The sequence below is a fragment of the Roseovarius halophilus (ex Wu et al. 2025) genome (assembly GCF_047086965.1).
Map to the genome: position 1 here is coordinate 32958 of NZ_JBKOTX010000008.1, position 26107 is coordinate 59064.

The 26107-nt window shown below is 66.9% G+C and carries 25 protein-coding genes and 1 tRNA gene; 10 read left to right on the forward strand and 16 right to left on the reverse strand.

Translation table 11 applies throughout. The features are described from left to right. Positions 1 to 107: 107 nt before the first annotated feature. The 6 genes from sufC to ACH107_RS02815 all read left to right on the forward strand — a co-directional run bounded on the left by sufC (position 108) and on the right by ACH107_RS02815 (position 4828). Positions 108 to 863 carry a Fe-S cluster assembly ATPase SufC gene (sufC, locus tag ACH107_RS02790; RefSeq protein ID WP_412504554.1) on the forward strand — a complete coding sequence of 252 codons (756 nt, stop codon included), beginning with the start codon at positions 108 to 110 and terminating at the stop codon, positions 861 to 863. Next, positions 863 to 2170: a SufB/SufD family protein gene (locus ACH107_RS02795; protein ID WP_412504555.1), complete on the forward strand. Its 1308-nt coding sequence runs from the start codon at positions 863 to 865 to the stop codon at positions 2168 to 2170. Before sufC ends, ACH107_RS02795 begins: the two co-directional genes overlap by 1 nt. Continuing rightward, the gene (locus ACH107_RS02800; RefSeq protein ID WP_412504556.1) at positions 2170 to 2721 is read left to right on the forward strand and encodes a hypothetical protein; all 552 of its coding nucleotides are present in this window, start codon (positions 2170 to 2172) and stop codon (positions 2719 to 2721) included. Before ACH107_RS02795 ends, ACH107_RS02800 begins: the two co-directional genes overlap by 1 nt. After that, positions 2711 to 3319, forward strand: coding sequence for a Yip1 family protein (locus ACH107_RS02805; protein WP_412504557.1), 609 nt, complete (start codon positions 2711 to 2713; stop codon positions 3317 to 3319). The genes ACH107_RS02800 and ACH107_RS02805 overlap by 11 nt, the downstream gene beginning before the upstream one ends. After that, on the forward strand, positions 3316 to 4539 hold the full coding sequence (locus ACH107_RS02810; protein ID WP_412504558.1) for a cysteine desulfurase: 1224 nt from the start codon (positions 3316 to 3318) through the stop codon (positions 4537 to 4539). The genes ACH107_RS02805 and ACH107_RS02810 overlap by 4 nt, the downstream gene beginning before the upstream one ends. 212 nt (positions 4540 to 4751) lie before the next feature. Continuing rightward, positions 4752 to 4828: transfer RNA gene (locus ACH107_RS02815), tRNA-Arg, on the forward strand. A 126-nt stretch (positions 4829 to 4954) separates the two neighbouring features. Here ACH107_RS02815 and ACH107_RS02820 read toward each other — a convergent pair. The 11 genes from ACH107_RS02820 to ACH107_RS02870 all read right to left on the reverse strand — a co-directional run bounded on the left by ACH107_RS02820 (position 4955) and on the right by ACH107_RS02870 (position 16245). After that, entirely contained in the window at positions 4955 to 6610 is a 1656-nt protein-coding gene (locus ACH107_RS02820) for a GMC family oxidoreductase (RefSeq protein ID WP_412504559.1), read from the reverse strand. Further along, positions 6607 to 7068 (reverse strand): gluconate 2-dehydrogenase subunit 3 family protein, encoded by a 462-nt coding sequence (locus ACH107_RS02825; RefSeq protein ID WP_310690202.1) that lies wholly within the window; start codon positions 7066 to 7068, stop codon positions 6607 to 6609. The genes ACH107_RS02820 and ACH107_RS02825 overlap by 4 nt, the downstream gene beginning before the upstream one ends. Before the next feature lie 96 nt (positions 7069 to 7164). After that, positions 7165 to 7662, reverse strand: coding sequence for a hypothetical protein (locus tag ACH107_RS02830; RefSeq protein WP_412504560.1), 498 nt, complete (start codon positions 7660 to 7662; stop codon positions 7165 to 7167). Positions 7663 to 7919: 257 nt separating this feature from the next. Continuing rightward, entirely contained in the window at positions 7920 to 9416 is a 1497-nt protein-coding gene (locus ACH107_RS02835; protein ID WP_310690200.1) for a mannitol dehydrogenase family protein, read from the reverse strand. Then, positions 9416 to 10189 (reverse strand): L-iditol 2-dehydrogenase, encoded by a 774-nt coding sequence (locus ACH107_RS02840; protein WP_412504561.1) that lies wholly within the window; start codon positions 10187 to 10189, stop codon positions 9416 to 9418. Before ACH107_RS02840 ends, ACH107_RS02835 begins: the two co-directional genes overlap by 1 nt. Beyond that, entirely contained in the window at positions 10186 to 11190 is a 1005-nt protein-coding gene (locus ACH107_RS02845) for an ABC transporter ATP-binding protein (protein WP_310690198.1), read from the reverse strand. Before ACH107_RS02845 ends, ACH107_RS02840 begins: the two co-directional genes overlap by 4 nt. 23 nt (positions 11191 to 11213) lie before the next feature. Next, positions 11214 to 12044, reverse strand: coding sequence for a carbohydrate ABC transporter permease (locus tag ACH107_RS02850; RefSeq protein WP_412504562.1), 831 nt, complete (start codon positions 12042 to 12044; stop codon positions 11214 to 11216). Between the two features lie 12 nt (positions 12045 to 12056). After that, the gene (locus tag ACH107_RS02855) at positions 12057 to 12923 is read right to left on the reverse strand and encodes a carbohydrate ABC transporter permease (protein ID WP_412504563.1); all 867 of its coding nucleotides are present in this window, start codon (positions 12921 to 12923) and stop codon (positions 12057 to 12059) included. A gap of 119 nt (positions 12924 to 13042) precedes the next feature. Continuing rightward, positions 13043 to 14350 (reverse strand): ABC transporter substrate-binding protein, encoded by a 1308-nt coding sequence (locus ACH107_RS02860; protein WP_412504564.1) that lies wholly within the window; start codon positions 14348 to 14350, stop codon positions 13043 to 13045. 83 nt (positions 14351 to 14433) lie between these two features. Then, positions 14434 to 15465: a LacI family DNA-binding transcriptional regulator gene (locus ACH107_RS02865; RefSeq protein WP_412504565.1), complete on the reverse strand. Its 1032-nt coding sequence runs from the start codon at positions 15463 to 15465 to the stop codon at positions 14434 to 14436. Positions 15466 to 15675: 210 nt separating this feature from the next. Beyond that, positions 15676 to 16245 carry a YcbK family protein gene (locus ACH107_RS02870; RefSeq protein WP_412504567.1) on the reverse strand — a complete coding sequence of 190 codons (570 nt, stop codon included), beginning with the start codon at positions 16243 to 16245 and terminating at the stop codon, positions 15676 to 15678. Between the two features lie 351 nt (positions 16246 to 16596). On the opposite strand from ACH107_RS02870, the gene ACH107_RS02875 reads away from it, so the two are divergent. From ACH107_RS02875 to ACH107_RS02890, 4 genes are read left to right on the forward strand one after another with little or no spacing between them, the layout of a single operon-like run. Next, positions 16597 to 18210 (forward strand): L,D-transpeptidase family protein, encoded by a 1614-nt coding sequence (locus ACH107_RS02875; RefSeq protein ID WP_412504568.1) that lies wholly within the window; start codon positions 16597 to 16599, stop codon positions 18208 to 18210. A gap of 30 nt (positions 18211 to 18240) precedes the next feature. Further along, complete coding sequence (locus tag ACH107_RS02880) at positions 18241 to 19332, forward strand: UDP-3-O-(3-hydroxymyristoyl)glucosamine N-acyltransferase (protein WP_412504569.1); 1092 nt, start codon at positions 18241 to 18243, stop codon at positions 19330 to 19332. Between the two features lie 60 nt (positions 19333 to 19392). Beyond that, on the forward strand, positions 19393 to 19656 hold the full coding sequence (locus ACH107_RS02885) for an acyl carrier protein (RefSeq protein ID WP_412504570.1): 264 nt from the start codon (positions 19393 to 19395) through the stop codon (positions 19654 to 19656). Further along, complete coding sequence (locus tag ACH107_RS02890) at positions 19653 to 20867, forward strand: beta-ketoacyl-[acyl-carrier-protein] synthase family protein (protein WP_412504571.1); 1215 nt, start codon at positions 19653 to 19655, stop codon at positions 20865 to 20867. Before ACH107_RS02885 ends, ACH107_RS02890 begins: the two co-directional genes overlap by 4 nt. Before the next feature lie 57 nt (positions 20868 to 20924). Here the strand turns inward: ACH107_RS02890 and ACH107_RS02895 are convergent, their stop codons facing one another. The 5 genes from ACH107_RS02895 to ACH107_RS02915 all read right to left on the reverse strand — a co-directional run bounded on the left by ACH107_RS02895 (position 20925) and on the right by ACH107_RS02915 (position 26025). Continuing rightward, positions 20925 to 21515 carry an invasion associated locus B family protein gene (locus tag ACH107_RS02895; RefSeq protein WP_412504572.1) on the reverse strand — a complete coding sequence of 197 codons (591 nt, stop codon included), beginning with the start codon at positions 21513 to 21515 and terminating at the stop codon, positions 20925 to 20927. A 468-nt stretch (positions 21516 to 21983) separates the two neighbouring features. Continuing rightward, entirely contained in the window at positions 21984 to 23273 is a 1290-nt protein-coding gene (locus ACH107_RS02900) for an HlyC/CorC family transporter (RefSeq protein ID WP_310690187.1), read from the reverse strand. Positions 23274 to 23324: 51 nt separating this feature from the next. Continuing rightward, complete coding sequence (locus tag ACH107_RS02905; protein ID WP_412504573.1) at positions 23325 to 24272, reverse strand: site-specific tyrosine recombinase XerD; 948 nt, start codon at positions 24270 to 24272, stop codon at positions 23325 to 23327. After that, on the reverse strand, positions 24269 to 25867 hold the full coding sequence (locus tag ACH107_RS02910; protein WP_412504574.1) for a hypothetical protein: 1599 nt from the start codon (positions 25865 to 25867) through the stop codon (positions 24269 to 24271). Before ACH107_RS02910 ends, ACH107_RS02905 begins: the two co-directional genes overlap by 4 nt. 2 nt (positions 25868 to 25869) lie before the next feature. Beyond that, a complete protein-coding gene (locus ACH107_RS02915) occupies positions 25870 to 26025 on the reverse strand; it encodes a hypothetical protein (RefSeq protein ID WP_310690240.1) in 156 nt (51 codons plus the stop codon). Positions 26026 to 26107 lie beyond the last annotated feature (82 nt).

Here is a 26107-nt window from a genome sequence, read left to right on the forward strand (position 1 = left end):
CACGGCCCTGGACCCGGCACAGGACTGAAAACGGCGCGGCGCCGCCCGGCCCGCGCCCCATCGCAACATCTGACACGGGCGCGCAGCGCGGCGCCGGAAAGGAAAAAATGCTGAATATCAAGAACCTGCACGTCAAGCTTGAAAAAGAGGACAAGCAGATCCTCAAGGGGGTCGATCTCGAGGTCGAGGCCGGCAAGGTCCATGCCATCATGGGGCCGAACGGCTCGGGCAAGTCGACCCTGTCCTATGTCCTCTCGGGGCGCGAGGGCTATGAGGTGACCGACGGCACCGTCCATCTAGAGGACGAGGACGTGCTGGCGCTGGAGCCCGAGGAACGCGCCGCCCTCGGCATCTTCCTGGCCTTCCAGTACCCGGTCGAGATTCCCGGCGTGGGTAACATGACCTTCCTGCGCACGGCGCTGAACGCACAGCGCAAGGCCAAGGGCGAAGACGAGATGAGCGCCGCCGATTTCCTCAAGCTGATCCGGGCCAAGGCCAAGGATCTGAAGATCGACGCCGACATGCTCAAGCGTCCGGTCAACGTGGGCTTCTCGGGCGGCGAGAAGAAGCGCAACGAGATCCTGCAGATGGCCGTGCTGGAGCCGAAGATGTGCATCCTCGACGAGACCGACTCGGGGCTGGACGTGGACGCCATGAAGCTGGTTTCCGACGGGGTGAACGCCCTGCGGCAAGAGGGGCGCGGCTTCCTCGTGATCACCCACTACCAGCGCCTGCTCGACCATATCGTTCCGGACGTGGTGCACATCATGGCCGACGGCAGGATCGTCAAGACCGGCGGGCCGGAACTGGCGCTCGAGGTCGAGAAGAACGGCTATACCGACATCATGGCGGAGGTGGCCTGATGCCCGCGATCGCCAAGGAGAAACTCGCGCAGTTCAAGCGCGACACCACCGAGGAGCGGCTGGCGGCCATGACCCTGCCCGCCGGTGCCGGTTGGGCGGCCGAGACACGGGCCGCCGCGGTGGCGCGGGTCCGCGACATGGGCCTGCCGCATCCGCGCGACGAATACTGGAAGTTCACCCGCCCCGATACCCTGGTGCAGCCAGAGGCGCCGGGTGCGGCGCTTTTCACCGCTGGCGAGCCGGAGCTTTTTCACGAGCGTGACAGGGTGCACCTGGTGTTCCGCGACGGCGTGCTGGACGAGGCCGCCTCGGACGCGCTGTCGCTGGAGGGGATCGCGATCGAGCGCCTGGGCCCCGCCCTGGACAAGGACATCCACTGGGCGCGCGACATCTACGGCGCGCTGGAAGAGGCGGGACAGTCCCCGGTGCCACGCCCGCTGGCGGCGCTCAACACCGCATATGCCACCGACGGCGTGGTGATCCGGGTGACGGGCACCCCGGCCAAGCCGGTCTGCCTGACCTACTTGCACGAGGACGAAGGTTCGGACGCCATCCTGCACCATGTCATCCGCGTGGAGGAGGGGGCCGAGATGACCCTTCTGGAAACCGGCCCCGGCGCGGCGCGGGTCAACCAGGTGCTAGAGGCGGATATCGCCGACCGTGGCCGCCTGCACCATGTGCGCGCCCAGGGCCGCGACCACGAGCGCCGTGCCGTGACCGGAACCTTTGCCCGGCTCGGGACGGAAAGCACCTTCAAGTCCTTCACCATGACGGTGAACGGCGTGATGACACGCAATGAATGCGTCATCACCCTGACCGGCGACGATGCCGTGGCCCATGTGGCCGGAGCCAGCGTTGGCGACGGCCAAGACTTCCACCAGGACGACACGGTTTTCGTCACCCATGACGCGGTGAACTGCGAAAGCCGCCAGGTCTTCAAGAAGGTGCTGCGCAACGGCGCAACGGGCGTCTTCCAGGGCAAGATCCTGGTCAAGGACGGCGCACAAAAGACCGATGGCTATCAGATCAGCCAGTCACTGCTGCTGGACGACGACAGCCAGTTCCTCGCCAAGCCCGAGCTGGAGATCTACGCCGACGACGTGGCCTGTTCGCATGGGTCCACCTCGGGGGCGATCGACGAGACGGCGCTGTTCTACCTGCGCTCGCGCGGGGTGCCCGAGGCCGAGGCGACAGACCTTCTTGTGCTGGCCTTCCTGGCCGAGGCGCTGGAAGAGATCGAAGACGACAGCATCGCCGAAGAAATGGTGGACCGCCTGAGCGGCTGGCTGGAGCGGCGCGCCACCTGATGCCGGTCAGCCGCGACATTGTCCGCACCTACCGAGGGCCCCGCCGTGTCGTGCGGGGCCTTCTGGCCATGGGCCCGCGCGAGGACCGCGCGATCATGTGGCTGATGGCGGGCTGCCTGATCGTTTTCGTCTCGCGCCTGCCCGCGCTGCAACGCGAGGCGGTGCTGGCAGAGGGTGACTTTACCCGCGACGCCGCCTATGCCTTTTTCGGGCTGATGATGGTGGCGCCGCTGCTGTTCTATCTTCTGGCTTTCCTGGGCCGGGGTGCAGCCTATGTCGTTGCGTGGTTGGCAGCTTACCTGTTCAACTGGCAATCTAACGACCGTAGGTTTGGCGCGGGGCCGGACGGGTACGGCGCCCGGGTGGCGCTGTTCTGGGCCTGGCTGGCGGCGACGCCGCTGGCGCTGTTCTACGGGCTGCTCGTGGGGTTGAACGGGGCCTCGGCCCCGGCCACGCAGATGGTCGGCGGTCTGTGGCTGCTGGTGCTGCTGTCGTTCTGGATATCCGGCCTCGTCGAGGCCTCCAAGGGGAAACACGACCTTGATCACTGATGCCGATCTCAAGGCGCTCGTGCGCCAGACAATCACCGCGCCGTCCGAAGCTGGCACACGCCTGCGCGACCTCCACCTGCCGCCCGAGGTAGGCTGGATGGTGCTTGTCCTGGCCGGGGTCGCCTCGGCCCTGCTGACCGGATTGTCGGACCTGATCATGCCGGTCCAGCCGGTGATCCTTGAGTCGGGCGAAACCGTGACCGCGCCGCGGATGTCGCCGATCCTGTGGGGGCTGATCTCCACCGCCAGCGCCGCACTTCTGACGGTCGCGCTGTGGCGCATCGGCGCCATGATGGGCGGGCAGGGGGATTTCACGCTGATGTTGGCCCTGATGGCCTGGCTGCATCTGTTCACCGTGCTGGTGCAGATCGTGCAGGTGGTCATGCTGCTGCTGGTCCCCTTTCTGGCAACGCTTTTGCTGATCGCGGGATGGGTCATATCGCTGCGGGCCATGGCGCATTTCGTCTCGCTCGCCCACGGGTTCGACAGCCTCGGCCGTGCCGCCGGGGTGATCGCCCTGTCTTTCCTTGCCATCTCCTTCGCGCTGGTGCTGTTTCTGGGCGCGACCGGGATTGGCGCAAGCGGAGGTCCTCAATGAGTTACGACGTCGCAACGGTCCGGGCCGATTTCCCGATCCTGTCGCGCGAGGTGAACGGCAAGCCGCTGGTCTATCTCGACAACGGCGCCAGTGCGCAAAAACCGCAAGCGGTGATCGACACGATCACCCGCGCCTATGCCGAGGAATACTCCAACGTTCACCGGGGCTTGCACTATCTGTCCAACCTGGCGACCGAGAAATACGAAGGCGTGCGCGGCACCATTGCGCGGTTCCTCGGCGTGACGGACGAACGCCAGATCATCATGAATTCGGGCACCACCGAGGGCATCAACACCGTGGCCCAGGGCTGGGCCATGCCGCGGATGGAAGCCGGCGACGAGATTGTCCTGTCGGTCATGGAACACCATGCCAATATCGTGCCCTGGCATTTCCTGCGCGAGAAACTGGGCGTGAACCTGGTCTGGGTGGATGTGGACGCCAACGGTGACCTCGATCCCGAAAAGGTGCTTGCCGCCGTGACCGACCGCACCAGGCTGATCGCGGTGACGCATCTGTCCAACGTGCTGGGCACGGTTGTCGACGTCAAATCCATCTGCGACGGGGCGCGCGCCAAGGGTGTGCCGGTGTTGGTGGACGGCTCGCAGGCCGCGGTGCACATGCCGGTGAACATCGAGGAGATCGGCTGCGACTTCTACGCCATCACGGGCCACAAGCTCTATGGGCCAAGCGGGTCGGGCGCGCTCTATGTCCATCACGACCGCATGGCCGAGATGCAGCCTTTCATGGGCGGCGGCGACATGATCCGCGAGGTCCACAAGGACACGGTGACCTACAACGACCCGCCGATGAAGTTCGAGGCGGGCACGCCGGGGATCGTGCAGATGATCGGGCTTGGCACCGCGCTGGACTACATGATGGGCCTGGGGATGGAAGAGATCGCCACCCATGAGCGCCACCTGCGCGACTATGCCCGCGACAGGCTGGATGGGCTAAACTGGTTGAACGTGCAGGGAAAGTCCACCACCAAGGCGGCGATCTTCTCGTTCACGCTGGACGGCGCGGCGCATGCCCATGACATCTCGACCATCCTCGACAAGAAGGGGGTGGCGGTGCGCGCCGGTCAGCACTGCACCGGTCCGCTGATGGATCATCTGGGCGTTTCGGCGACCTGCCGGGCCTCTTTCGGGCTCTACAACACCACCGAAGAGGTCGACTCGCTCGTGGATGCGCTGGAGCTGTGCCACAAGCTGCTGGATTGACAGACCCGCCCGGCGAAACGGCGCAGCCGAAAGTGGTTGCGCGGGCGATCCTGGCACGGTAATCGGGTCCAAGTGGTGCCTTGGCCCGGGCGGACAGGTGCTGCCCTGCGCGGGTGGCATGTGGCACGGACCAAGCACTGCGTGAGAACGAAAAATATCCGTCGCCGGAGCAGGCGCCTTGAGGCCTGCTATGATGCGCTGCGGAATCATGGGCACCCGTAGCTCAGCTGGATAGAGCGTCGGCCTCCGAAGCCGAAGGTCACAGGTTCGAACCCTGTCGGGTGCGCCATCTCACACTTTCGCCTTGAAAACACCGTTGGCGCGGATCGCGGTCGCGCAGGGCCCATGCCCGCGGCCGTCTGCCATGACCGGGTGTCGCGGCATGGGGCGCGTCCGTCCATCACTCGGTCCGGCACTACTTCGCCACGCGGGCGATGTCGTCCGCGGTGCGGAGCGCCAGGGCCTGGATCGTCAGGGATGGGGCTTCGCCTCCCCCGGTGGACGGAAAGACGCTCGCATCCGCGATGAAGAGATTCGCGTGATCATGGCTGCGCCCCTGGGCATTCACGACCGAGGTGCGCGCGTCATTACCCATTCGGCACGTCCCAAAAACATGCGTTGCAGTGAAGCGGTCCCACGAGCCGCCTTCCTCGGAGGGGTGCTCGACACCCGACGCCGAAAGCAATGCACGGGCGCGATCCGCCATGAAACAAAGCAGTGTCATGCTGTTCTTTGTCAGCACAGAGTGGATTCGCGGCAGGGGGAGGCCATGCGCATCCGCTCGACCGGGGTGCAGGTCGACCTTGCTCCGCGCATCGGGAACAACGGCGCCAATGCCACTCACCGAAATCGCGGTGCTGAACTGCGCGCGCATGCGTTGCTTGAAGGCCGCGCCGAACCCCGGGATCAGGCGGCTGGCGTAGGCAATCGGACCGTTCAGGCCACTTTCCTGCACGTCCGAGCCGAAGCGACGGCCGCCCATCGCACCTGGAACCCCATCAGGCGCGCTGTAATCCCAACAGATGGCGTCCGCGGGCAGGTCGGCATGCGACATTGACACATCCGGGGCCAGACCCGCGCTACGCCACAGCAGCGTTTCCATGAAGTGCCGCCCCACCGCACCGGACCCATTGGCAAGGCCGTCCGGCTGGTCGGCCGTCGCACTCGCAAGCAGGAGCCGGGGTGTCTGAACCGCGCCGCCTGCCAGAACGAGGACGGGCGTCTCGATGCGGTGCCGGTCGCCGTCCTGCACGTAGTCGACCGCCGCGATCCGGCCGTTGCCACCGGGGATGATCCCGGTCACGACCGCCCCGGTGGTGAGCTCCAGATTGCCGGTGGCCTCTGCGTGCCGCAGAAAGGTCACGTCCGCCGATCCCTTGTCGCCGATGGGACAGCCCCGGCTGCAGTTGCCACAATAATTGCAGGCCGGGCGTCCATCATAAGGCCGGGACAGGGCCGCACGGCTGTTTGCCTGCCAGGTCATGCCCACCTCGGCGCCTGCCGCCGACAGCGCCGCCGCCGCCGGGCTGAGCGGGTGCGGGGAAAGCGGGTGGGGCTTGTCGCGCCAGCGGGCATCTGCCTGCGCGGGTCCGGCGACGCCGATCAGATCCTCGACCTCGGTGTAAAAGGGCTCAAGCGTGGCGTAATCGAGGGGCCAGTCCGCCCCGCTCCCGGTCCGCGCCTTCAGATCAAAGCTCTCGGGGTGCATCCGGTGCGCCTCGCCGACATAGTGCAGCGTCGATCCACCAACCCCGAGAACATGCGAATACCCCGGCCGGGGCACACGGCGCGTGCCGGTGATCTGCCGCCCCGTCACCGCGTTCCAGGAGGCAAGATCGGCGTCGTCGTCGTCCAGATGGCCAAGATCTCCATAGGTGATCTCTGCACGGCTGCCCGGCGGATCGGGGAACTGACGGCGCTCCCACCCCGGCTGGGTCAGGCTGTAATCGCGCGCGGGGTCAAAGCGCGGTCCGGCTTCCAGCAGCCGCACCCGCAAGCCGTGCTGGCACAAGCGCCATGCGGCGGCCGCCCCACCGGCGCCCGATCCGATGATGACCACATCCGGGGTCATGACCAGGGCGGCGGATAGCCCCGCGGCTGCGGTGCCGTGTTCAGGGGCAACCCGCTGATCGCCTCGGGGCGGGCATAGTAGAATTCGACGGCAAGCAGGCGCACGACCTCGTAGAAACGGTTCGCGCCGCCCGCAGGGTCCGACTGCGCCATCCAGGTGACGATCCGGGTCCGGTCCTGCTCCGACAGCTGTGCAAAGGCCGGTCCGCCCGTCTTGTTTAACCAGGCGGTGCCGCCGGCAATCAGATCGTCGAGCCCCGTAACGTCCGCGCTGAAGTCGAGGATCGCGTCCGGGACACCGAGCGTGCTGGCGGCGGGGCTGACGGCGTCCTCGGGCAAAAGCGTGTCGATGAAGGCGGCGAGCGTGGCCGCATCGGGGCCGGCCGGTGCTTGTGACCAGGCGGCCGCCGGTGTCACGATCCAGGCGACGCTGGCGGCCAGCGCCTGCCGTCGGGACATGGACAACCCGTGCCCTATCGCGGCACGGTCAGAATAGTCACTTTGTTCCAAAGCCATGGCCTGCTTGTTAACCGGCGCGGGGCAATTTGAGACGCCTCACTCAGGTTGTTCACGACGTGGCAGGCTCTCTGGTTCCTCGCCCCGCGGATCGAACGCATCGAAGGACTGCAGACCGACGTAGCCCTGGAAAAACCCGTCAAATCCGAGATCGACCCCGGCGCGCAAATTCTCGTCCGCGAAAGCACCGACACCGAAAACGGAGCCGCTGCCGAAGTTGTAGCCCAGGCCCAGTTCGCCCCACTGGTCGACATCCCCCGACAGACCCGTCAGCTTGACCGCCCGCAAACCGAACCCGTTGCCAAGCCCGAAGTGGACAGAGGCATTGGCCCCGGTCACATCGTTCGAGGTGTCGGTCGTGCCGTGGGTGACGCCCAGCACGGCCTCGGGTGTCACGCCGCCGCTGCCGAAGACGAGGTTCACGCCGGCATAGCCTTGGGTGGTCTCGGTTTCCGACAATGTTAGCAGTACGCCGCCGGATGCCGCGGTCGACAGGGTCGCCAGAAACGCGGCGGTCACCAGTGTTGTCCTGATCATCAGATATCTCCTTGATTATTGGGGCCGGCAACCGCCCGCGCGCTCGCCGATTGCACGAAAGGGTCGCCTGACTAGACCGATCGTTAAAGCGCAAATCTTTCGGGTTTGTGAGCGCGGTGGCGAAAGTGTCACGACTCGGGCAGGAGCGGCTTTGGTGTCGTGTTATCCGGGCCCCGTCGCCCGGGTTTTCAGCGGCCGTGGCAGTTCGGTCTTGTATGATTTCGGCACGGCGCGTCGGCCCCGGCCTCTGCGCGCGCTCAGCCGGCGCGGTAGCGGTCCAGCGTGGGGTCGAGCCCCTCGTCCCAGAGCCGGGTCAGCCAGTCGGCAAAGCTGTCGCGAAAGACCGCCCTCTCGGCCAGGTCGCCGTAGAACTGGCGCTGTTCCAGCCAGGCCAGCGGCCGGTGGCGGGCTTTGCGGGCGGTCTCGGACAGTGCCTCCCACTGCGGATCGTTCGGGGCGATGGTGCTGCCGTCCTCTCGGGTGCCCGCGCACATGCGCGCCCAGAGCGCCTCGACCAGGGCCAGCCCGCCCACGGGCGTGCCGCCTGCAAGCGCGTCGCGCAGGATCGGCAGCACGAAGCCGGTGTGCCGCGCCGCGCCGTCGAAGGCGACCCGGCGGGTCGTGTCCACGATCGCGGGGTTCGAAAAGCGCTGCGCGATCAGGGCCACGTAGTCCTCGGCCGAGGCTCCGGGCACCTGGGCCACATGCGGGAGGATCTCCTCGCGCTGGACCTTGTGGAACAGGCCGGCGATTCCGTGGTGCCCCATGCAGCCGGAAATGGTCTCGATCCCGGCGATCTCTCCGGCGTTGGCCAACACCTGGTGGCCCGCGTTGAGGATGCGCAGTTTCATCATCTCGTAGGCGTGGACCTGATCCGAGAAGGTGGCACCGACGCGATCCCAGTCCGGGCGCCCGGCGCAGAAATCGTCCTCGATCACCCATTGGCGAAAGTTCTCGTGGGTGACGGGGGCCGCGTCGTCCAGGCCGAAGCCGCGCGCGAGGGCGCGTTCGGCCTCTCCCGTCGCGGGCACGATGCAGTCGACCATGGAATTGGGAAAGCTGCACCGCGTATCGATCCAGTCGGCCAGCTCGGGGTCCGTGAGCCGGGCCAGCGAGACCACCGTCTGGCGCAGGACACGGCCATTGCCGGGCAGGTTGTCGCAGCTTTGCGCCGTGAAGGGGCCATGACCCGCCGCACGGCGGCGGCGCAGGGCTGCGACCATGGCCCCGAAGGCGGTGCGGGGCTGTTCGGGGTGGTCGGCGTCATGGCGGATGTCGGGGTGGGTGGCGTCGAAGTCGCCGTTGACCGGATCGGTGTAATAGCCACCCTCGGTCACGGTCAGGGAGACGATGCGAATGGCCGGATCGGCCATCTGCGCGATCAGGGGGCCATGACCCTCGGCGATGGGAAGATAGTCGATCATCGCGCCCACGACCTCGGCCGAACTGCCCGAAGGGTCCAGCTCGATCAGGGTGGTCAGGCAATCCTGCGCCAGCAGCTTGTCGCGCATGGCCGCGTCATAGGGCCGGACGCCCGCGCCGATGATGGCCCAGCCCTGGGCCAGCCCCTGCTGCATCAGCCGGTGCAGATACCAGGCCTGGTGGGCGCGGTGGAAATTGCCCACGCCGATATGAACGATGCCGGGGGTCAGGCGGCCACGGTCATAGCCGGGGCGCGCAATGCCCCCGGGCAGGGCGTCGAGCGTGGCCTCGGACAGCGGAATCGGGGTGGTCGTGGGCGCGCTCTCGGGCATCAGCTCATCCAGTTCCCGCCGTCGACATTGTAGGTCTGGGCGACGATGTATCCGGCCTCGTCGCTGGCCAGGAAGACGGCCATCCCGGTCAGGTCTTCTGCGCGGCCCATGCGGCCATAGGGGACGGCGGCGCCGACCTCGGCCTTCTTCTGGCCCGGGGCCTTGCCCTCGTATTTTGCAAAAAAGGCATCGACGCCGTCCCAATGTTCGCCATCGACCACGCCGGGCGCGATGGCATTCACCTTGATCCCGTGTTCGATCAGGTTCAGCCCCGCCGATTGCGTGAGGCTGATGACGGCAGCCTTGGAGGCGCAGTAGACCGCGACCAGCGGCTCGCCGCGGCGGCCCGCCTGGCTGGCCATGTTGATGATCTTGCCGCCTTGGCCGCGGTCGATCATGTGCCGCGCCACGGCCTGCATGGTAAAGAGCGTGCCCGCGACGTTGAGATCGAAAACCCGGTTGTAGTCGTCGCGGGTGATCTCGGTGAGGGGCGCGGCGGTGAAAAGCGCGGCATTGTTGATCAGGATGTCGATCCCGCCAAGGGCCTGTGCCGCCGCCGCGACGGCGCCCTCGATGCTGTCCTGCCGGGTCGCGTCCATCTCGATGGCCTGGGCGGCCGGTCCGATCTCTTCGGCGGCAGCCTGTGCGCGGGTGATGTCGATATCGGCGATCGCCACGCGCGCGCCCTCGGCCACATAGGCCTTGGCAAAGGCCAGTCCGATGCCGCGTGCGGCCCCGGTGATCAGGGCGGTCTTGTTTGCAAGTCGCATCATTCGATCCTCAGCCCCTGTGCGTCGAAACGGTGTATCTTGTCGGCCGTCGGCGTCAGAAAGGCGGTGTCGCCATGGCTCAACGCCACCTCGCCGCCGGTCCGGACGGTGAACGGGTCGCAGCCGGGAATGCCGTGGATGTGCAGGAAGGTGTCCGACCCGAGGTGTTCGGCCACGCCAACGGTGCCCTGCCAGCTGCCTTCGGTCTGCGACAACTGCACGTGCTCGGGCCGGATGCCGATGGTGGTGGCATCATGCCGGGCGGCCTCGGCGCCCGCGATCAGGTTCATCCGGGGCGAGCCGATGAAGCCCGCGACGAACTTGTTTTTCGGCCGATTGTAAAGCTCCAGCGGGCTGCCCACCTGTTCGATGTTGCCGGCCTGAAGGACCACGATCTTGTCGGCCATGGTCATGGCCTCGACCTGGTCGTGAGTGACGTAGATCATCGTGGTGTCGAGCTTCTTGTGAAGCTCCGAGATTTCCATGCGCATGCCAACGCGCAGGGCGGCATCGAGGTTCGAGAGCGGCTCGTCGAAGAGGAAGGCCGCCGGTTCGCGGACGATGGCCCGCCCGATGGCCACGCGCTGGCGCTGGCCGCCCGACAGCTGGCCGGGGCGGCGGTCGATGTAGTCCTTGAGGTTGAGAACCTCGGCCGCCAAATCGACGCGCTTGTCGATCTCGGGCTTGCTCATCTTCGCCATGCGCAGCGGAAAGGCGATGTTCTTGCGCACGCTCATGTGCGGATAGAGCGCGTAGGACTGGAACACCATGGCCAGCCCGCGCCGCGCCGGAACGACATCGGTGGCATCCTTGCCGTCGATCTCGATATGGCCCGAGGTGATATCTTCCAGCCCCGCGATCAGGCGCAGCAGGGTAGACTTGCCGCAGCCCGAGGGGCCGACGAAGACCGCGAATTCGCCCTCTTCGATGGTCAGGTTCAGCGGCGGAATGACCTGGACGTCACCGAAGCTCTTGGTCACGTCTTTGAGTTGGATGCGTCCCATGGGCGGGTTCCTTGTGTGACGGTTTACTTGACGGCGCCGAAGGTCAGGCCGCGGACGAGTTGTTTCTGGCTGAACCAGCCAAGGATCAGGATCGGTGCGATGGCCATGGTCGAGGCCGCCGACAGCTTGGCGAAGAACAGGCCCTCGGGGCTGGAATAGCTGGCGATGAAGGCGGTGAGCGGGGCCGCGTCCACGGCCGTCAGGTTGAGCGTCCAGAAGGCCTCGTTCCAGGCCAGGATGAAATTGAGCAGCACCGTCGAGGCGATGCCCGGAATGGCCATGGGCGTGAGGATGTAGAACAACTCTTCCTTGAGGGTCGCCCCGTCCATCCGGGCGGCTTCGAGGATCTCGGTCGGGATTTCGCGGAAGTAGGTGTAAAGCATCCAGACGATAATCGGCAGGTTGATCAGCATCAGCACCATGACCAGCCCCACGCGGCTGTCCAGCAGCCCGAAGCGGATGAACAGCAGGTAAATCGGGTAGAGCACACCCACCGCCGGGAGCATCTTGGTGGACAGCATCCACAGCAGGATGCCCTTGGTCCGCTTCGAGGGCACGAAGGCCATGGACCAGGCCGCGGGCACCGCGACGATGATGCCCAGGAGGGTCGAGCCGCTCGCCAGGAAGACCGAGTTCCAAAGAAAGCGCATGTAGTCCGAGCGCTCTTGCACGACGGCGTAGTTTTCCAGCGTCCAGTCGAAATTGAGGAACAGCGGCGGGTTGGCGATGGCCTGGGCCTCGGTTTTGAAGCTGGTCAGGATCGTCCAGAGGATCGGAAAGAAGATCACCAGGCCCACGACCCAGGCGAGGGCAGTGGTCAGTGTCTTGCGTTGCGTGGTGACGGCACGGGCCATGGCGGATCCTCCTCAGGCGTCCAGGTTCTTGCCGACGATGCGCATCAGGAAGATGGCGACGATATTGGCGAGGATGATGGCATAGACACCGCCCGCAGACCCCAGCCCGACGTTCTGGCTTTCCAGCACGCGCTGGAAGATCAGGTAGGTCAGGGTCCGGGTGCCGAAGGCGCCGCCGGTGGTCACGAAGATTTCCGCGAAGATCGATAGCAGAAAGATCGTCTGGATCAGGATCACGATGGTGATGGCCCGGACCAGGTGCGGCAGGATGATATGGCCGAAGCGTTGCAGCGGCCCGGCGCCGTCCATCTCGGCGGCCTCGAGTTGTTCGCTGTCCAGCGACTGGATCGCGGTCAGCAGGATCAGCGTGGCAAAGGGCAGCCAGCGCCAGGCAATGATCATCACGACCGATCCGGTCGAGGCCTCGGACAGCCAGGCCACCGGGTCGGCCCCGAAAAGGCGCCAAAGATGCGCGAAAAGGCCATTGGTCGGGTCCATGAACATGTTCTTCCAGACCAGCGCCGAAACCGTGGGCATCACGAAGAAGGGCGCGATGATCAGGATGCGCACGATCCCCTGGCCCCAGAAGGGCTGATCGAGCATCAGCGCGAGCAGAACCCCCAGCACCACCGTGATGAACAGCACGCTGCCGACGATGATCAGGGTGGTCGAGACGGCGGGCCAGAAACTGCTGGAGGTGACAAAGCGGCTGTAGTTCTCGAACCCGGCCCAGCCCAGGTCGCCGCCCCGCAGCGGCAGGTATTTTCGGAACGAGAACCAGACGGTCATCGACAGCGGCACCAGCATCCAGCCCATGAGCAGGACCACGGCGGGTGCCATCATCAGGCGCGCGGCGGAACGGGAAGCCTTGGTCGCCATGGAAATCACTCCTGTATCGGCCCGCTGCGGGGTCGAGGCTGACGAAGAATGCGCAAAGGCGGATATCGGTCAAGAACCCCCGGAGGCGGACAGGCCGCCCCCGGGGTCGGGAGCGCGGCTTAGCGGTAGCCCGCGGCTTCCATCGCCTCGTTGGTGATGGCCTGGGCCTTCTCCAATGCCTCGTCGATGGACTGCTGACCGGCATAGACGGCCGAGAATTCCTGGCTCACCTCGGTGGCGATACCGGCGAATTCCGGGATGGCGACGAACTGGATCCCGACGTAAGGAACCGGATCGACGGTCGGGTCGGTCGGATCGGCGGCATTGATCGAGTCCAGCGTGATGTCGGCGAAGGGGACCTCCTGGTACTCAGGCGTCTCGTAGAGCGAGGTCCGCGCGCCCGGCGGCACGTTGGCCCAGCCCTCGTTCTCGGCGACCATCTCGATGTAGTCCTTCGAGGTGGCCCATTCGATGAATTCCTTCGCGGCGTCCTCTTTCTGGGTGCCTGCCGGGATGCCCAGCGCCCAGGCCCAGAGCCAGTTCGACCGTTTCTCGACGCTCTCGGCATTGGGCGCCAGCGCGAAGCCCACGCTGTCGGCCACCTCCGAATCCTCGGGGTTGGTCACGAAGGAGGCGGCGACGGTTGCGTCGATCCACATGCCGCAATTGCCCTGCTGGAACAGCGACAGGTTCTCGTTGAAGCCGTTGGTCGCATAACCCTCGGGGCCGTAGTCGTTCATCAGGTTCACGAAGAAGGTCAGCGCCTCTTTCCATTCGGGCTGATCGAACTGGGCGTTCCAGTCCATGTCGAACCAGCGCGCGCCGAAGGAGTTGCCGGTCACGGTGATGAAGGCGCCACCCTCACCCCAGCCGGCCTTGCCGCGCAGGCAGATGCCGTTGACGCCGTTCTCGGGGTCGTCCATGGCGGCGGCCGCGTCGCGGATGAACTGCCAGGTCGGGGCCTCGGGCATTTCCATGCCGGCCTCTTCCATCAGGTCGGTGCGATACATGATCATGGAGCTTTCGCCGTAGAACGGCGCGGCATAGAGCGTGTCGTCATGGCTCAGACCTGCGCGCATGGCCGGCAGGATGTCGTCGACGTCATAGTCCTCGGACAGATCGTCCAGCGGCACCAGCCAGTCGTTGGCACCCCAGATCGGCGTCTCGTACATGCCGATGGTCATGATGTCGAACTGGCCGCCATTGGTTGTGATGTCTGTGGTCACCCGCTGGCGCAGGACGTTCTCCTCCAATGTGACCCACTCGACCTCGTGCCCGGTCTTCTCGGTGAAGTCGTCGGTGTAGCCCTGCATGCGGATCATGTCGCCGTTGTTCACGGTGGCGATGGTGATGGTTTCCGCCGAAACCGCCGCAGCGGATACCAGCGTGAGCGCCGTGGCGGCGCGAAGCGTGCTCCTCAGTTTCATCCTTGATCCTCCCTGACTTGGATGTCCGGGCAGCCTAAGCGGTCATTATTTCGTGCGTCAATATATTTTTTTCGCGCGTAAACTTAGGCTGAGCTGCGCAGGATCAGCTTGGCCGGGTAGAGGCCGATCTCGCGCGCGGCAAAGCTGCCCCCGGCCTCGATCAGGCGGGTCAACGTCTCCATCGCGGCCCCCGAGACCGAATCGTAATCATGCGCGGCCGTGGTTAGCGAGGGGCAGGCGAAGCGGGAAAACGGGTGGTCGTCGTGCGAGGCCACCCGCAGCGCGCAGCCCTCGCTGCGGCCCACGCGCAGGCCTTTTTCATAGCAGGCCGACAGCAGCCCGATGGCCAGGCGGTCGTTGCTGCACAGCACGGTGTCGCCGGGAAAGCCGCCGCCTTCGAGGATGCGCAGGGCACCCTCGCGCCCGATCTCCTCGAAGGCCCAGCCCTCGCCATCGACGCTGAGCACCTGCGGCACTGCGCCCAGTTTTTCCATAAGCTCGATATAGGCCAGGCGGCGTTTGTTGGCATTCGGGTTGGCCGGGGTGCGCATCTCGAAGAAGCACGGCGGCGAGCCGGTGCGCGCAAGGTAGTTCACCGTTTGCGACACGAAGCTGAAATTGTCGGATCCGACAAAGGCTTGCCCTGCATCCTCGATCTCGCTGTCGAACAGGACTGTGGGCACATCGGCGCAGAATTTCTCGACCGCGGCGCGGTCCGTCAGCCGGCCCAGCGGGGCCAGCAGGACACCCGCGGGTTTCAGTTGGCGGATGGTCTCGAGGATCTCTACCTCAAGCTCGGGCTGGCCGTAGGGGCTATAGAGCGTGGGCCGGAATCCGGCGGCGATGCAGCGTTCCTCCAGCCGCCGGGCGATCTCGGCGAAGAACGGGTCGGTCAGGTAGGGCACCACGATGCCGACGTTGTTGGTCTGCCGCCGGTTCTGGTTGATGGCAAAGATATTGGGGCGATAGTCGTAGTGTTCCAGCGCCTTCTCGATGCGCGCGCGGGTCCGGGGCCGGACGCTGTCGGGGTCGTGAAAATACTTCGAGACCGTCGGCCGTGAGATCCCGCTCAGGGCCGCGAATTCCTCCATATTGCGAATTTTCCGCTCTGCCATGTCCGTCCTTCCCGCGGGGTCGCCACTGCGGGCGTCAGGGCAGTTTTTCTTGTCGCGCGGAAAAAATCAATGCGTCGCGGTCGGTAGCCTCCGTGTCGCACCGGCGATCCGGGCCTGCGTGTCATGGTCGCTTGTCCACGGTGACAGGTTTCCGACACCAGGGGGCAAGGGGGGAGCACGCCGGCCGGTTGTTGTCAGAGGGTAAGGCGCTCAGCGGCCCCAGCTGCGCACCGGGCCGCAGTCCATGTGCACGAAGTTGGAACCGGTGTAGCGGCCCACGCCCCCGGCCCGGCAAGCCTTGGCGGCCCGCGCCATCTGCGCCACCGAGCGGCTTTCGAGCCGAAGGTCGGCGGCCTGGGCCGTCATGTGCAGCGAATTGCGCGCCACGCCCGAAGACCGGCGGCGCAGCATGGCGTTGGTTTGTTGCGAGCGGTAGCCTGACAGCAGAAGATAGGGTTCGCTCGACTCCAGCAGGTTGTGGGAGGCGGCCACGATATCGATCGTGCGGGTGTCGACGTCCTTGGTCTGGTCGGTGCGCCAGTCGCGCATGAAAAGCGTGATCTCGCGCAGGGCCTCGCCGATATACTTGCCCTCGATCCAGTAGATTGTGTCGATCCGTTCCCCGGTGCGGCCGTTGTACATGCGGATACGCCGGATATCGCCGCCGCCCCGCAGGAAGCCGGCGGCACTGGAAAAGGTCGGTGCGGCTGTGACCGTGGTGGCCGCAAAGGCCCCCAGCAGGCCGCGCCGGGTGATACCCGAAGAGCTGTTCGTCGTCATGATGTGAGCGCCTGTCCCGTCGCTTTTGCCTTCACGCGCCCTCTGGCGACATTTTCGTGTCGTCTTTCGTGGGCGGCACGGGACATATGCCACAAAATGATTCGCGGACCAACCCCCGGGCGTGGTCGGCCGCCGACCAAGGTGAAAATCGGCAGGATTTTGCGCAAAAGGTCAGAATTCCCTGACTTGTGGAGGCCGTGCCGCATTGGCCTGACGACATTGGCAGACAGGCAACAGCCTGGCACCGGTCGCGCCCGTTTTCGCGATTGTGAATGGACAGGACTGTCTGTGCGGGTGAACACTCCCATTTCGACACGCTCGTCACATCTGTTTTTAGGGACCGCTTGTTCTATGCCAGCCTTGCTCAAAATCGTTAACCAATTCTCGCTGTCCGTGGTGCTTTGCGCCGGGCTTCTGTCCATTGCGGTGCCCGCACCGGCCGCGGCCCAGGTCACGGCCTTCCGCCAAGCGGTGGCCGAGAGTGCCGCGCGCAACGAGGCGCTGGCGGAGTTCTATCGCGGCCGCGACTTCGAGGGCATCTGGACCGGCAGCACGGGGCGTGATCGCGCGCGGCGAAACGCGTTCCTCGGGGTGCTGGCGGATGCGGGCGACCACGGCCTGCCCATGTCGACATATGACCCCGATCAGGTGATGGCGCGGCTGCGCGCCGCCGAAACACCGGCGGAAAAGGGCGCGACCGAGGTCTACCTGAGCGAGTTGTTCCTACAATACGCCCGCGACGTGCAGACCGGTCTGCTGCGGCCCGGTGCCGTGGTGCCGGCGATCAAGCGCGAGGTGCCGCTGCGCAGTCAGCTGTCCCTGATCCGTGGCATGGCGCAATCCAACCCGGCAGGGTTCGTCGCCGCCCTGCCGCCGCAATCGCCGGAATACGCCCGGCTGCTGCGCGAGAAGATGCGGCTGGAACGGCTGCTCGCCGAAGGCGGCTGGGGCGCGCCGGTGCCCGCCGGACGGCTCGAGCCCGGCGACAGTGGCGCCCCGGTGGTGGCCCTGCGCGACCGGCTGGTGCGCATGGGCTACATGGAGCGTGCGGCGACGCAGGCCTATGACGCGGCTGTCCAGGCCGGGGTGCAGCGCTTTCAGCAGGCCCATGGGCTCAACCCCGACGGCATCGTCGGCGGCAGCACGCTGCGCGCGCTCAACGTCTCCGCCCAGGCCCGGCTTCAAAGCGTCATGGTCGCGATGGAGCGTGAACGCTGGATGAACCGGCCCCGCGGTGAACGGCATGTCTGGGTCAACCTGGCCGATTTCCACGCGATCCTCATGGACGATGACGAGCCGACCTTCATGACCCGCTCGGTGATCGGTGCCCGCGCCAGCGACCGCCAGAGCCCCGAGTTCTCGGATGTCATGGAATTCATGGTGATCAATCCCAGCTGGTACGTGCCACGCTCGATCATCACCAAGGAATATCTGCCGATGTTGCAGAGCAACCCCAACGCGGTCAGCCACATCGAGATCACCGACAGCCGCGGGCGCCGGATCAATCGCGGCGCGGTGGATTTCAGCCAGTTCAACCGACGCAACTTCCCCTTCTCGATGCGCCAGCCCCCCAGCCGGGGCAACGCGCTGGGGCTGGTGAAGTTCATGTTCCCGAACCAGTACAACATCTACCTGCACGACACGCCGGAAAAGAGCCTGTTCAGCCGTCAGACCCGGACTTTCAGCCATGGCTGCATTCGCCTCAACGAGCCGTTCGAGTTCGCCTACACGCTGCTGGCGCCCCAGACGAGCGATCCCGAGGGGTTCTTTCACAGCCGTCTGGACACCGGGCAGGAGACGCGGGTCGACCTGGAGCAGCCCGTGCCGGTGCATATCGTCTACCGCACGGCTTTCACCCACACCGACGGCGCGCTGAACTTCCGCGAGGATGTCTATGGGCGTGACGCGCAGATCTGGCGCGCGCTGGCCGACGAGGGGGTGGCGGTCCGCGCTGTCGGCGGCTAAGTCTGGCCCCCGGGATCAAGGGGGGCCGTCATGCGCCACAGCCTGCAAGAGATCGCGGCCGCACTGGCGGCCGAGACCCTGGGCGACGCCACGCTGAAGGTGGATCGCTTGGCCGAACCGGCCGCGGCCGGGCCGGAGGATCTGGCCATTGCCGTCGCTCCGAAGTTCGCGGATCAACTGGCCGCCAGCCGGGCGCGGGCCGCCGTGGTCTGGCCCGGTGCCGATCTTGAGGCCCTGGGCCTGGCGGGTGCCATCGTCGCCCCGCGCGGCCGGTTGGCCATGGCCGGGCTGACCGCCTTGCTGGAGGACGATCCGGCCTTCGCCGGGCTGTCCGGTCGCCATCCGAGCTGCGTGATCGACCCCACGGCCCAAGTGCCGGCGGATGCCGTGATCGGCCCCTTCGCCGTGATCGGGCCGGGGGTCGTCCTCGGGCCGGGGGCGCGGATCGGCCCCCATGTCAGCATCGGCCCCGAAACCCGCATCGGGGCCGGGGCCACCCTGCACGCCGGGGTCCGCATCGGGGCACGGGTGCGCATCGGCGCCCGCTTCATCGCCCAGCCGGGTGTGGTCATCGGCGGCGACGGCTTTTCCTTCACCAATGCCGGCCCGTCGAACGTCGAGCGCGCCCTGCGCCAGCGCGGCGGCGCCCCGCTCGACCCGCCCGCCAACCCTGACAATGATGGGGCCTGGCACCGCATCCATTCCCTCGGCGGGGTCGAGATCGGCGACGACGTGGAAATCGGCGCCAACAGCACCGTGGACGCGGGCACGATCCGGGCCACCTGCATCGGCAACGGCGTCAAGATCGACAACCTTGTCCAGATCGGCCACAATGTGGTGCTCGGCGCGGATTGCCTGATCTGCGCCCATGCCGCCATCGCGGGCTCCAGCGTGCTGGGGCCGCGCGTGATCCTGGGCGGCAAGGCGGGGGTGGCCGATAACCTCGAGATCGGGCGCGACGTGGTCGCGGGCGGCGGGGCCGTGATCCTGTCGAACCTGGGCGATGGGCTCTTCGTCAGCGGCCACCCGGCGAAACCCACCCATGCCCATCGCGCCGAACAGAAAGCCCTGCGGCGGCTGGCGCGCGGGGCTGGGCGCGACAGGGCGCCCGAGGGCGAATAAAGGTTTCCAAGGGCCGCCCGAATCCCTAAATCTTCAGCAGGGAACCGCGAAGAGGACATCATGCGTGACGACATCGCTGACAAGGTGATCGCCATCATCGCCGAACAGGCCATGCTCGCCCCCTCCGACGTGACACCGCAGAGCACGCTCGAGGACCTCGGGATCGACAGTCTTGGCCTGGTCGAGAGCATCTTCGCCATCGAAGAAACCTTCGACATTTCTGTTCCCTTCAACGCCAACGAACCTGCGGCAAGCGACTTCGACATTTCCTCGGTCAGTGCGATCATCGCGGCGGTGGAGCGACTGGTCGCCGAGCAGACGTGAGCCATCGCGTCGTCATCACCGGGGCCGGCACCATCAATGCCCTGGGCCATGACGTGCCCGCCACGCTGGAGGCCATGCGCGAGGGCCGCTGTGGTATCGGCCCGCTGGATATCCGCGACGTGGACCGGCTGGCCGTCAAGATCGGCGGGCAGGTCACGGATTACGACGAAGAGAGCCATTTCAACCGCCAGCAGATCTCGCTCTATGACCGGTTTACCCAGTTCACCCTGTTGGCCGCACGGCAGGCGCTGGGGCAATCGAGGCTGTCGTTTTCCGGGGACCTGGCGGACCGGTCGGGCGTGGTGCTGGGCACCTCGGGCGGCGGGCTGAACACGCAGGATGAAAATTACCGCGCGGTCTACGAAGAGGGCAAGAACCGGGTCCATCCCTTCATCGTGCCCAAGCTGATGAACAACGCGGCCACCAGCCATGTGAGCATGGAATGGAACCTGCGCGGGCCCTCCTTCACCGTGGCCACGGCCTGCGCCTCGTCCAACCATGCCATGGGGCAGGCCTTCAACATGATCCGCTCTGGGCTGGCCGACGTCATGCTGGCCGGCGGATCGGAATCCATGCTGTGCTTTGGCGGGGTCAAGGCCTGGGAAGGGCTGCGGGTCATGTCAAAGGAGGCCTGCCGGCCCTTCAGTGCCACGCGCAACGGCATGGTCCAGGGCGAGGGGGCGGGCGTCTTCGTCTTCGAGCGGCTGGATCATGCGAAAAAGCGCGGTGCCGAGATTCTGGCCGAGGTGGCGGGATTCGCCATGTCCTCGGATGCCTCCGACATCGTCATGCCCTCGAAACAGGGGGCGGCGCGGGCCATCGCGGGCGCCCTGCGCGACGGGGGCATCGACGGGGGCGAGGTGGGGTACATCAACGCCCATGGCACCGGCACCGCGGCCAATGACAAGACCGAATGCGCCGCCGTGGCGGATGTCTTCGGGGCGCAGGCCGACCGGCTGATGATTTCATCGACCAAGTCCATGCACGGCCACCTGATCGGCGGGACCGGCGCGGTGGAACTGCTGGCCTGCATCATGGCGCTGCGCGATGGCGTGGTCGCCCCGACCATCGGCTACGAGGAGTTCGACCCCGAATGCGCGCTGGACGTGGTGCCGAATGAGGCGCGCGAGGCGCAGGTGCAGGTGGCGCTGTCGAATGCCTTCGCCTTCGGCGGGCTCAATGCCGTGCTGGCGCTGAAAAAGGCCCCCTGAGACGCGAAAACGCCGCCCCGGTGCCCCGGGACGGCGCTTGTGCCCGGTGCAACCGGCTCAGAGCGAATCGAAGGCCGCGGTGAAGCCGGACAGGGACACGGACAGCACGACCTCCTGATCGGGGGCGGCGAAGGGCACCAGGCGCAGCGTCGCCTCGGCCCCGGCCTTGAACAGCCCGATATCCTGATCGGTGAAGCCCACCCTGGCGATGCAGCCGCCCTCGTTGCAGGTAGTGAACTGGAAGCGCCGGGCGGTACCGCCATCCACGCGCAGCGTCAGTTGTTCGGTCAGCAGCGTGCCAAGGGGCGCGACGATGGTTGCCCCGGCGGCGGCCTGACCCTCTTCGATGCTGACCATCGAGACCTCGGCGACATCGTTGCCGTCCTCGTCCGAAAGCAGCTGGTAGATCTGGCAGGGGTCCTCGCCCTCTTCGGTGCGCAGGCAGCGCACGGACCAGTCACCGTGTTCCTCGCGGATGTATTGCTGGCCCGGCTCCGGGTCTTCGGTGACCGGGTTGCCCTCTTCATCGACGGGGGTGCCCATGTCGAGCGCCCCGGTGGGATCGGTGCCGCTGTCGTCCTGTGCCATGGCGGGCAGGCCGAGCATCGCGAGGATGGCCACGAGGGGGAGTGTCGTCTTTGGGATCATTGTCGCGTCCAGTTGGTTTCAGGTCGATATCCGCCTAGCACGGATCGTCCCCCCTGTCAGACCGAAATGCGTCCCCGGTCGGAACCTCTGCTCGGTCTCGGCGCGGACCCGCGCACGCTGGGACCTGACAGCGGGTCGGGAAAATGAAAAAGGGCCCTTGCGGACCCTTTTCCATCGCTCCCTGTCGGACTTGGCCGACTTATCAGTCAAAGGCTACGAAACCCCGGCCCGCCCGTCAACAGGCAAACGTGACATTCCGTCATGGTGGCCATTCCGCCGCGTGATGCCCGGGGTGGAAAACGCTGCGCCACGGCAGGCGATCCGTCTGACAGGGACCGTCCCGCCGCCGGACGGCCCACGCAACGGAACACCAGCAGCCTGGCACGCACAGGTTGACGATCCATGCGCGCCCCTGCAGGCCGTGTCCGCCGGATGCTGAATGGTGCCGGCGCGGAACAGCGGGTCGCCCTACAGTTGGCTGACCCGCAGTTGTGTCAGGCGGTTCTCTTCCTTTTCCGTCACCTCGAAGCGGAAACCGTGGAAGGAAAAGACCTGGCCCTCGGCCGGGATCATCTGGGCCTCGTGGATGACCAGCCCGGCGATGGTGTTGGCCTCTTCGTCGGGCAGGGTCCAGTCCATGGCGCGGTTGAGGTCGCGGATCGTCATGCCGCCCTCGACTGTCACGCTGCCGTCCTCGGCGGCGATGAATTCCGCGTCCTCGTCGGTGTCGAACTCGTCGGTGATCTCGCCGACGATCTCCTCGAGGATGTCCTCCAGGGTGATCAGCCCCTGCAGCGATCCGTATTCGTCGACCACCAGCGCGAAATGGGTCTTGCGGGCCAGGAACTTGCGCATCTGGTCGTCGAGCGAGGTCGTCTCGGGGATGAAATAGGGCTCCATCGCGACGGTGAGGATGTCGAAGGCGGCGAGCTCCTCGGGGGCGATGCGGCCGTCGCCCAGCATCCGGTGCATGGCGCGCAGCAGGTCCTTGGCGTGCAGCACGCCGACGATGTTCTCGGGCTCCTCGCGGAACAGCGGCAGCCGGGTGTGCTTACTGTCGAGCACATGCGACAGGATGTCCATCACCGGCAGGCTGGCGTCGATCATCTCGATCTCCGAGCGGTGGAGCATGATCTCCTCGACCGCGCGCTCGCCCAGGTCGAGCGCGCCGAGGATGCGGTCGCGGTCCTCCTTCTCGACCACGCCCTCGGAGTGGCCCAGCTGGAGCGCCCCGGCGATCTCGTCGCGCAGGGCCAGGATGTTGGTGTCGGGATCCGTGGCCACGCCGAAGACGCGCAGCACGCCGCGCACCAGCAGACGCACCGCGCCGACGACCGGCGCGAAAAGCGTGACCGCCACCGACATCGGCCCCGAGGCCAGCCCGGCGGCCTTCTCGGCATTGGTGATGGCATAGGTCTTGGGCAGAACCTCGGCGAAGATCAGCACCAGCAGCGTCATGACCAGCGTCGCCATGGCCACGCCGCTTTCGCCGAAGGCGCGGGTGAACAGCGCCGTGGCCAGCGAGGTGGCCAGGATATTGACCAGGTTGTTGCCCAGCAGGATCGAGCCGATCAGCCGTTCGCTGTCATCGGTGACGCGCAGGGCGCGGGCCGCGCCCTTGTCGCCTTTGTCCGCGTTCGAACGCAGCTTGCCGCGCGAGGCGGCTGTCAGCGCGGTTTCCGACCCGGAAAAGCAGCCCGAGAGCACCAGAAGCAGCAGGATGGTTCCGGCGGTGGTCCAGAAGGCGGCGTCCATCATTGAGGATATGTCCGTTGCATTGATCTCTTATGGGGCGGCATCACCGCGGCTTCAAGCATCCTTCGTCATGCCTGTGGCCAAAGGGTGATGCGCAAGCACCAGCGTGCGCAGTCGCTCTTCCAGGACATGGGTGTAGATTTCCGTCGTGCCCAGGTCGGCATGGCCCAGCAGGGTCTGGATCGCGCGCAGGTCGGCGCCACCGGCAAGCAGATGCGTGGCGAAGGCATGGCGCAGCACATGCGGGCTGATCCGATCGGGGGGGATGCCGGCCTGGGTGGCCCAGGTCTTGATCAGCCCGTGAAAGCTCTGCCGGGTCAGGTGGCCGGATTTGCCGCGCGATGGGAACAGGAAGGGCGAGCGCGGCTTGCGTTTCGCCGCCGCATTGTCCTCTGTGGCATCGCGCTCGGCCAGCCAGGCGGTGAGGGCGGCGCGCGCGGGCGGCGACAGCGGCACCATGCGGTCCTTGTCGCCCTTGCCGCGCACCAGCAGCATCCGCGGATCGCCCCGCGCCGCCGAGACGGGCAGGGAGACCAGCTCGCTGACCCGCATGCCGGTGGCGTAGAGCAGCTCCATCAGGCAGATGTTGCGGCTCCGGTCGCGGGGGCTGTTGCGGGCCGCGTCCAGCAGGGCGTCGACCTCGTCAAGGCTCAGGCTGCGGGGCAGGTGGCCCGTGCGGCCAGGTCCCGCGATTCGGATGGCGGGATTGTCGCTGCGCCAGCCCTCGTCGAAGGCAAAGCGAAACAGCTGCTTGATCGCCGAAAGCCGCCGGGCCCGGGTCGCCGGGGCCAGCCCCTCGGCCGCGCTGGCGACGAGGTAGTCCTCGACATGGGCCTGTGTCGCGGTGGCGAAATGCCCGCCGCGCGTCTCCAGCCAGTCGCCAAAGGCGGTCAGGTCGCGGGCATAGGCCATTCGGGTGTTCTCGGCGGCGTCCAGTTCCGCCGCCTGGGCCTCGAGGAAGGCCTGCAGCCAATGGGCCTGGGGCTGGTTGGCGGCGCTCATGTGGCGGACAGGACCAGGTGGTGCAGCGCGGTGCGGCGGGCGATGTCCTCCAGCCCCAGGGCGCGCAGGGTCGACAGCCCCTCGGCCAGGGCGGCCGGGTCGCCCTCAAGCCCCTGCTGGACGGTGGCGATGGTGCGCAGGATGGCCTCGCCCAGGCGATCCTGCCCTGCCATCTCGACCAGGCGCTCATCGGCCCGGAGGGCGGCGAAGGCGGATCTGACCGGCGCGGCGTCGCGCGCGGCGGGGGTCTCGGGGGTGACCTGTCCACGCGCCACCGCCCGGAGCAGCGCCGCCCCCTCGGGCGCCTCCAGGTCCAGCGCGTGGGTCTCGTAATCGGCGGTCAGCATCAGGAGCCGGTAGCGCAGCCCCTCGGCCCGGGGTGTCAGCCGGGCCTGCGACAGCCGGTCGGCAAACCCGCCGACCAGAACCGCCTCGGTGCCCGCGGCGGTCAGTCTGTCCCAGGCGGCCTCAAGCGCGTCAGAGGCCCGCTCGCCATCCCTGGCGTCCAGCGCGGTTTCCAGCTGCTGCACGGCGCGCGCCCGTTCCCAGACCCCGCCCGAGGCCGAGGGCACCCGCTCGGTGTAGAGATCCAGAAGCACCGTGGGCGGGATCGCCCCGGTGCGCAGCAGCCGCTCGCCCGCCTCGATCTGGGATTTCCAGCCCACCGTGTCGCGTTGGTCGGAATGGGCAAACGCGCGCGGCAGGCCAGTGGTGCCCAGGCGTTCGCCCACGGCCTCGCGGATGCGGAAGATCAGCGGCGTCACCTGGTCCGGGCGCGGCGGGGTCTCGCCCTCGAAAAGCTCGGGGTCGAGGAACCAGGCCATGAGGTCGGCGGTCTTGGTGTCCATGTCGCCCAACGCTTCGGCGGTGTTGAGCGTCAGCGCCGCCGCCGACCAGTCGCCGGCGCGGGCCAGGCAGAAGATCCGCGCCGCGGGCGACGGCGCGATGCCGGGCCTGTCCTGCATGACCTCGCAGGCGCGCCGTTCGGTCCCGGTCAGAAGCGAGACATCGAACCAGCGCCGGAACAGGGCCGAGGTGTCGGGGGTCGCGGCTTCGAGCATGGCCTGGGCGGGCTCCAGCGCGCCGATGTCCAGCAGCGTGTCGACCCGGGCCAGGAACAGTGCGGCGTCGGAGCCGGCATCGGCGGGCGGGTCGGCCTCGGTCAGGATCATCCGCACTAGCAGGTCGCGCAGGGGGACCAGGGTCTCGACCTTTTCGGCGCGCATGAGGGCGACCAGGGTCTCGGCCTCGCTGCCCGCCCAGAGCGTCTGGGGCAGGCCGGTCGTCGCCGGGGACATGAGACCGACCCGTTCGGGCGAGGGCGCGTCCAGCGGACGGACCGAGATATCCGGGGTCGTGGCGCTCTCGGCGACGGGGTCTTCGGGCGGATGCGGCCCCGGGCCGCGTCCGGGCACCGGGGGGAATTCCGGCGCCGGGGTCGGGGTGCGCACACTTTCCGACAACCAGTCGATGGCCGAGAGGGGGCGCATATCCGCGGCCTCGTCGGTCTGGGCAAGCGCCGGGCCGGCCAGCACCGCCGCCAGCCCCATGGCGGCTGCCCGCATCGCGATCGGTTGTCTCGAAGGGTGTGTCACCGTTACTCCACCTCGAGCGTTACGGGTTTCGTGACCTCTTGCACCGGGGGCGCGAAGTCCTCGGCAAAGAAGATCGGCCCGACATAGGCATAGGCGATCAGGCCCAGTGCCGCGAAAACCGTCAATACCAGCACCGCCTTGATCAGCCGCCACAACATGTCTTTGCCCCAATCCTTTGGTTTTGCCCCGACGCCGCGCCCCTGTGGCCCGGCCGCCGGGGATCAAGGGCAGTTTCACCAC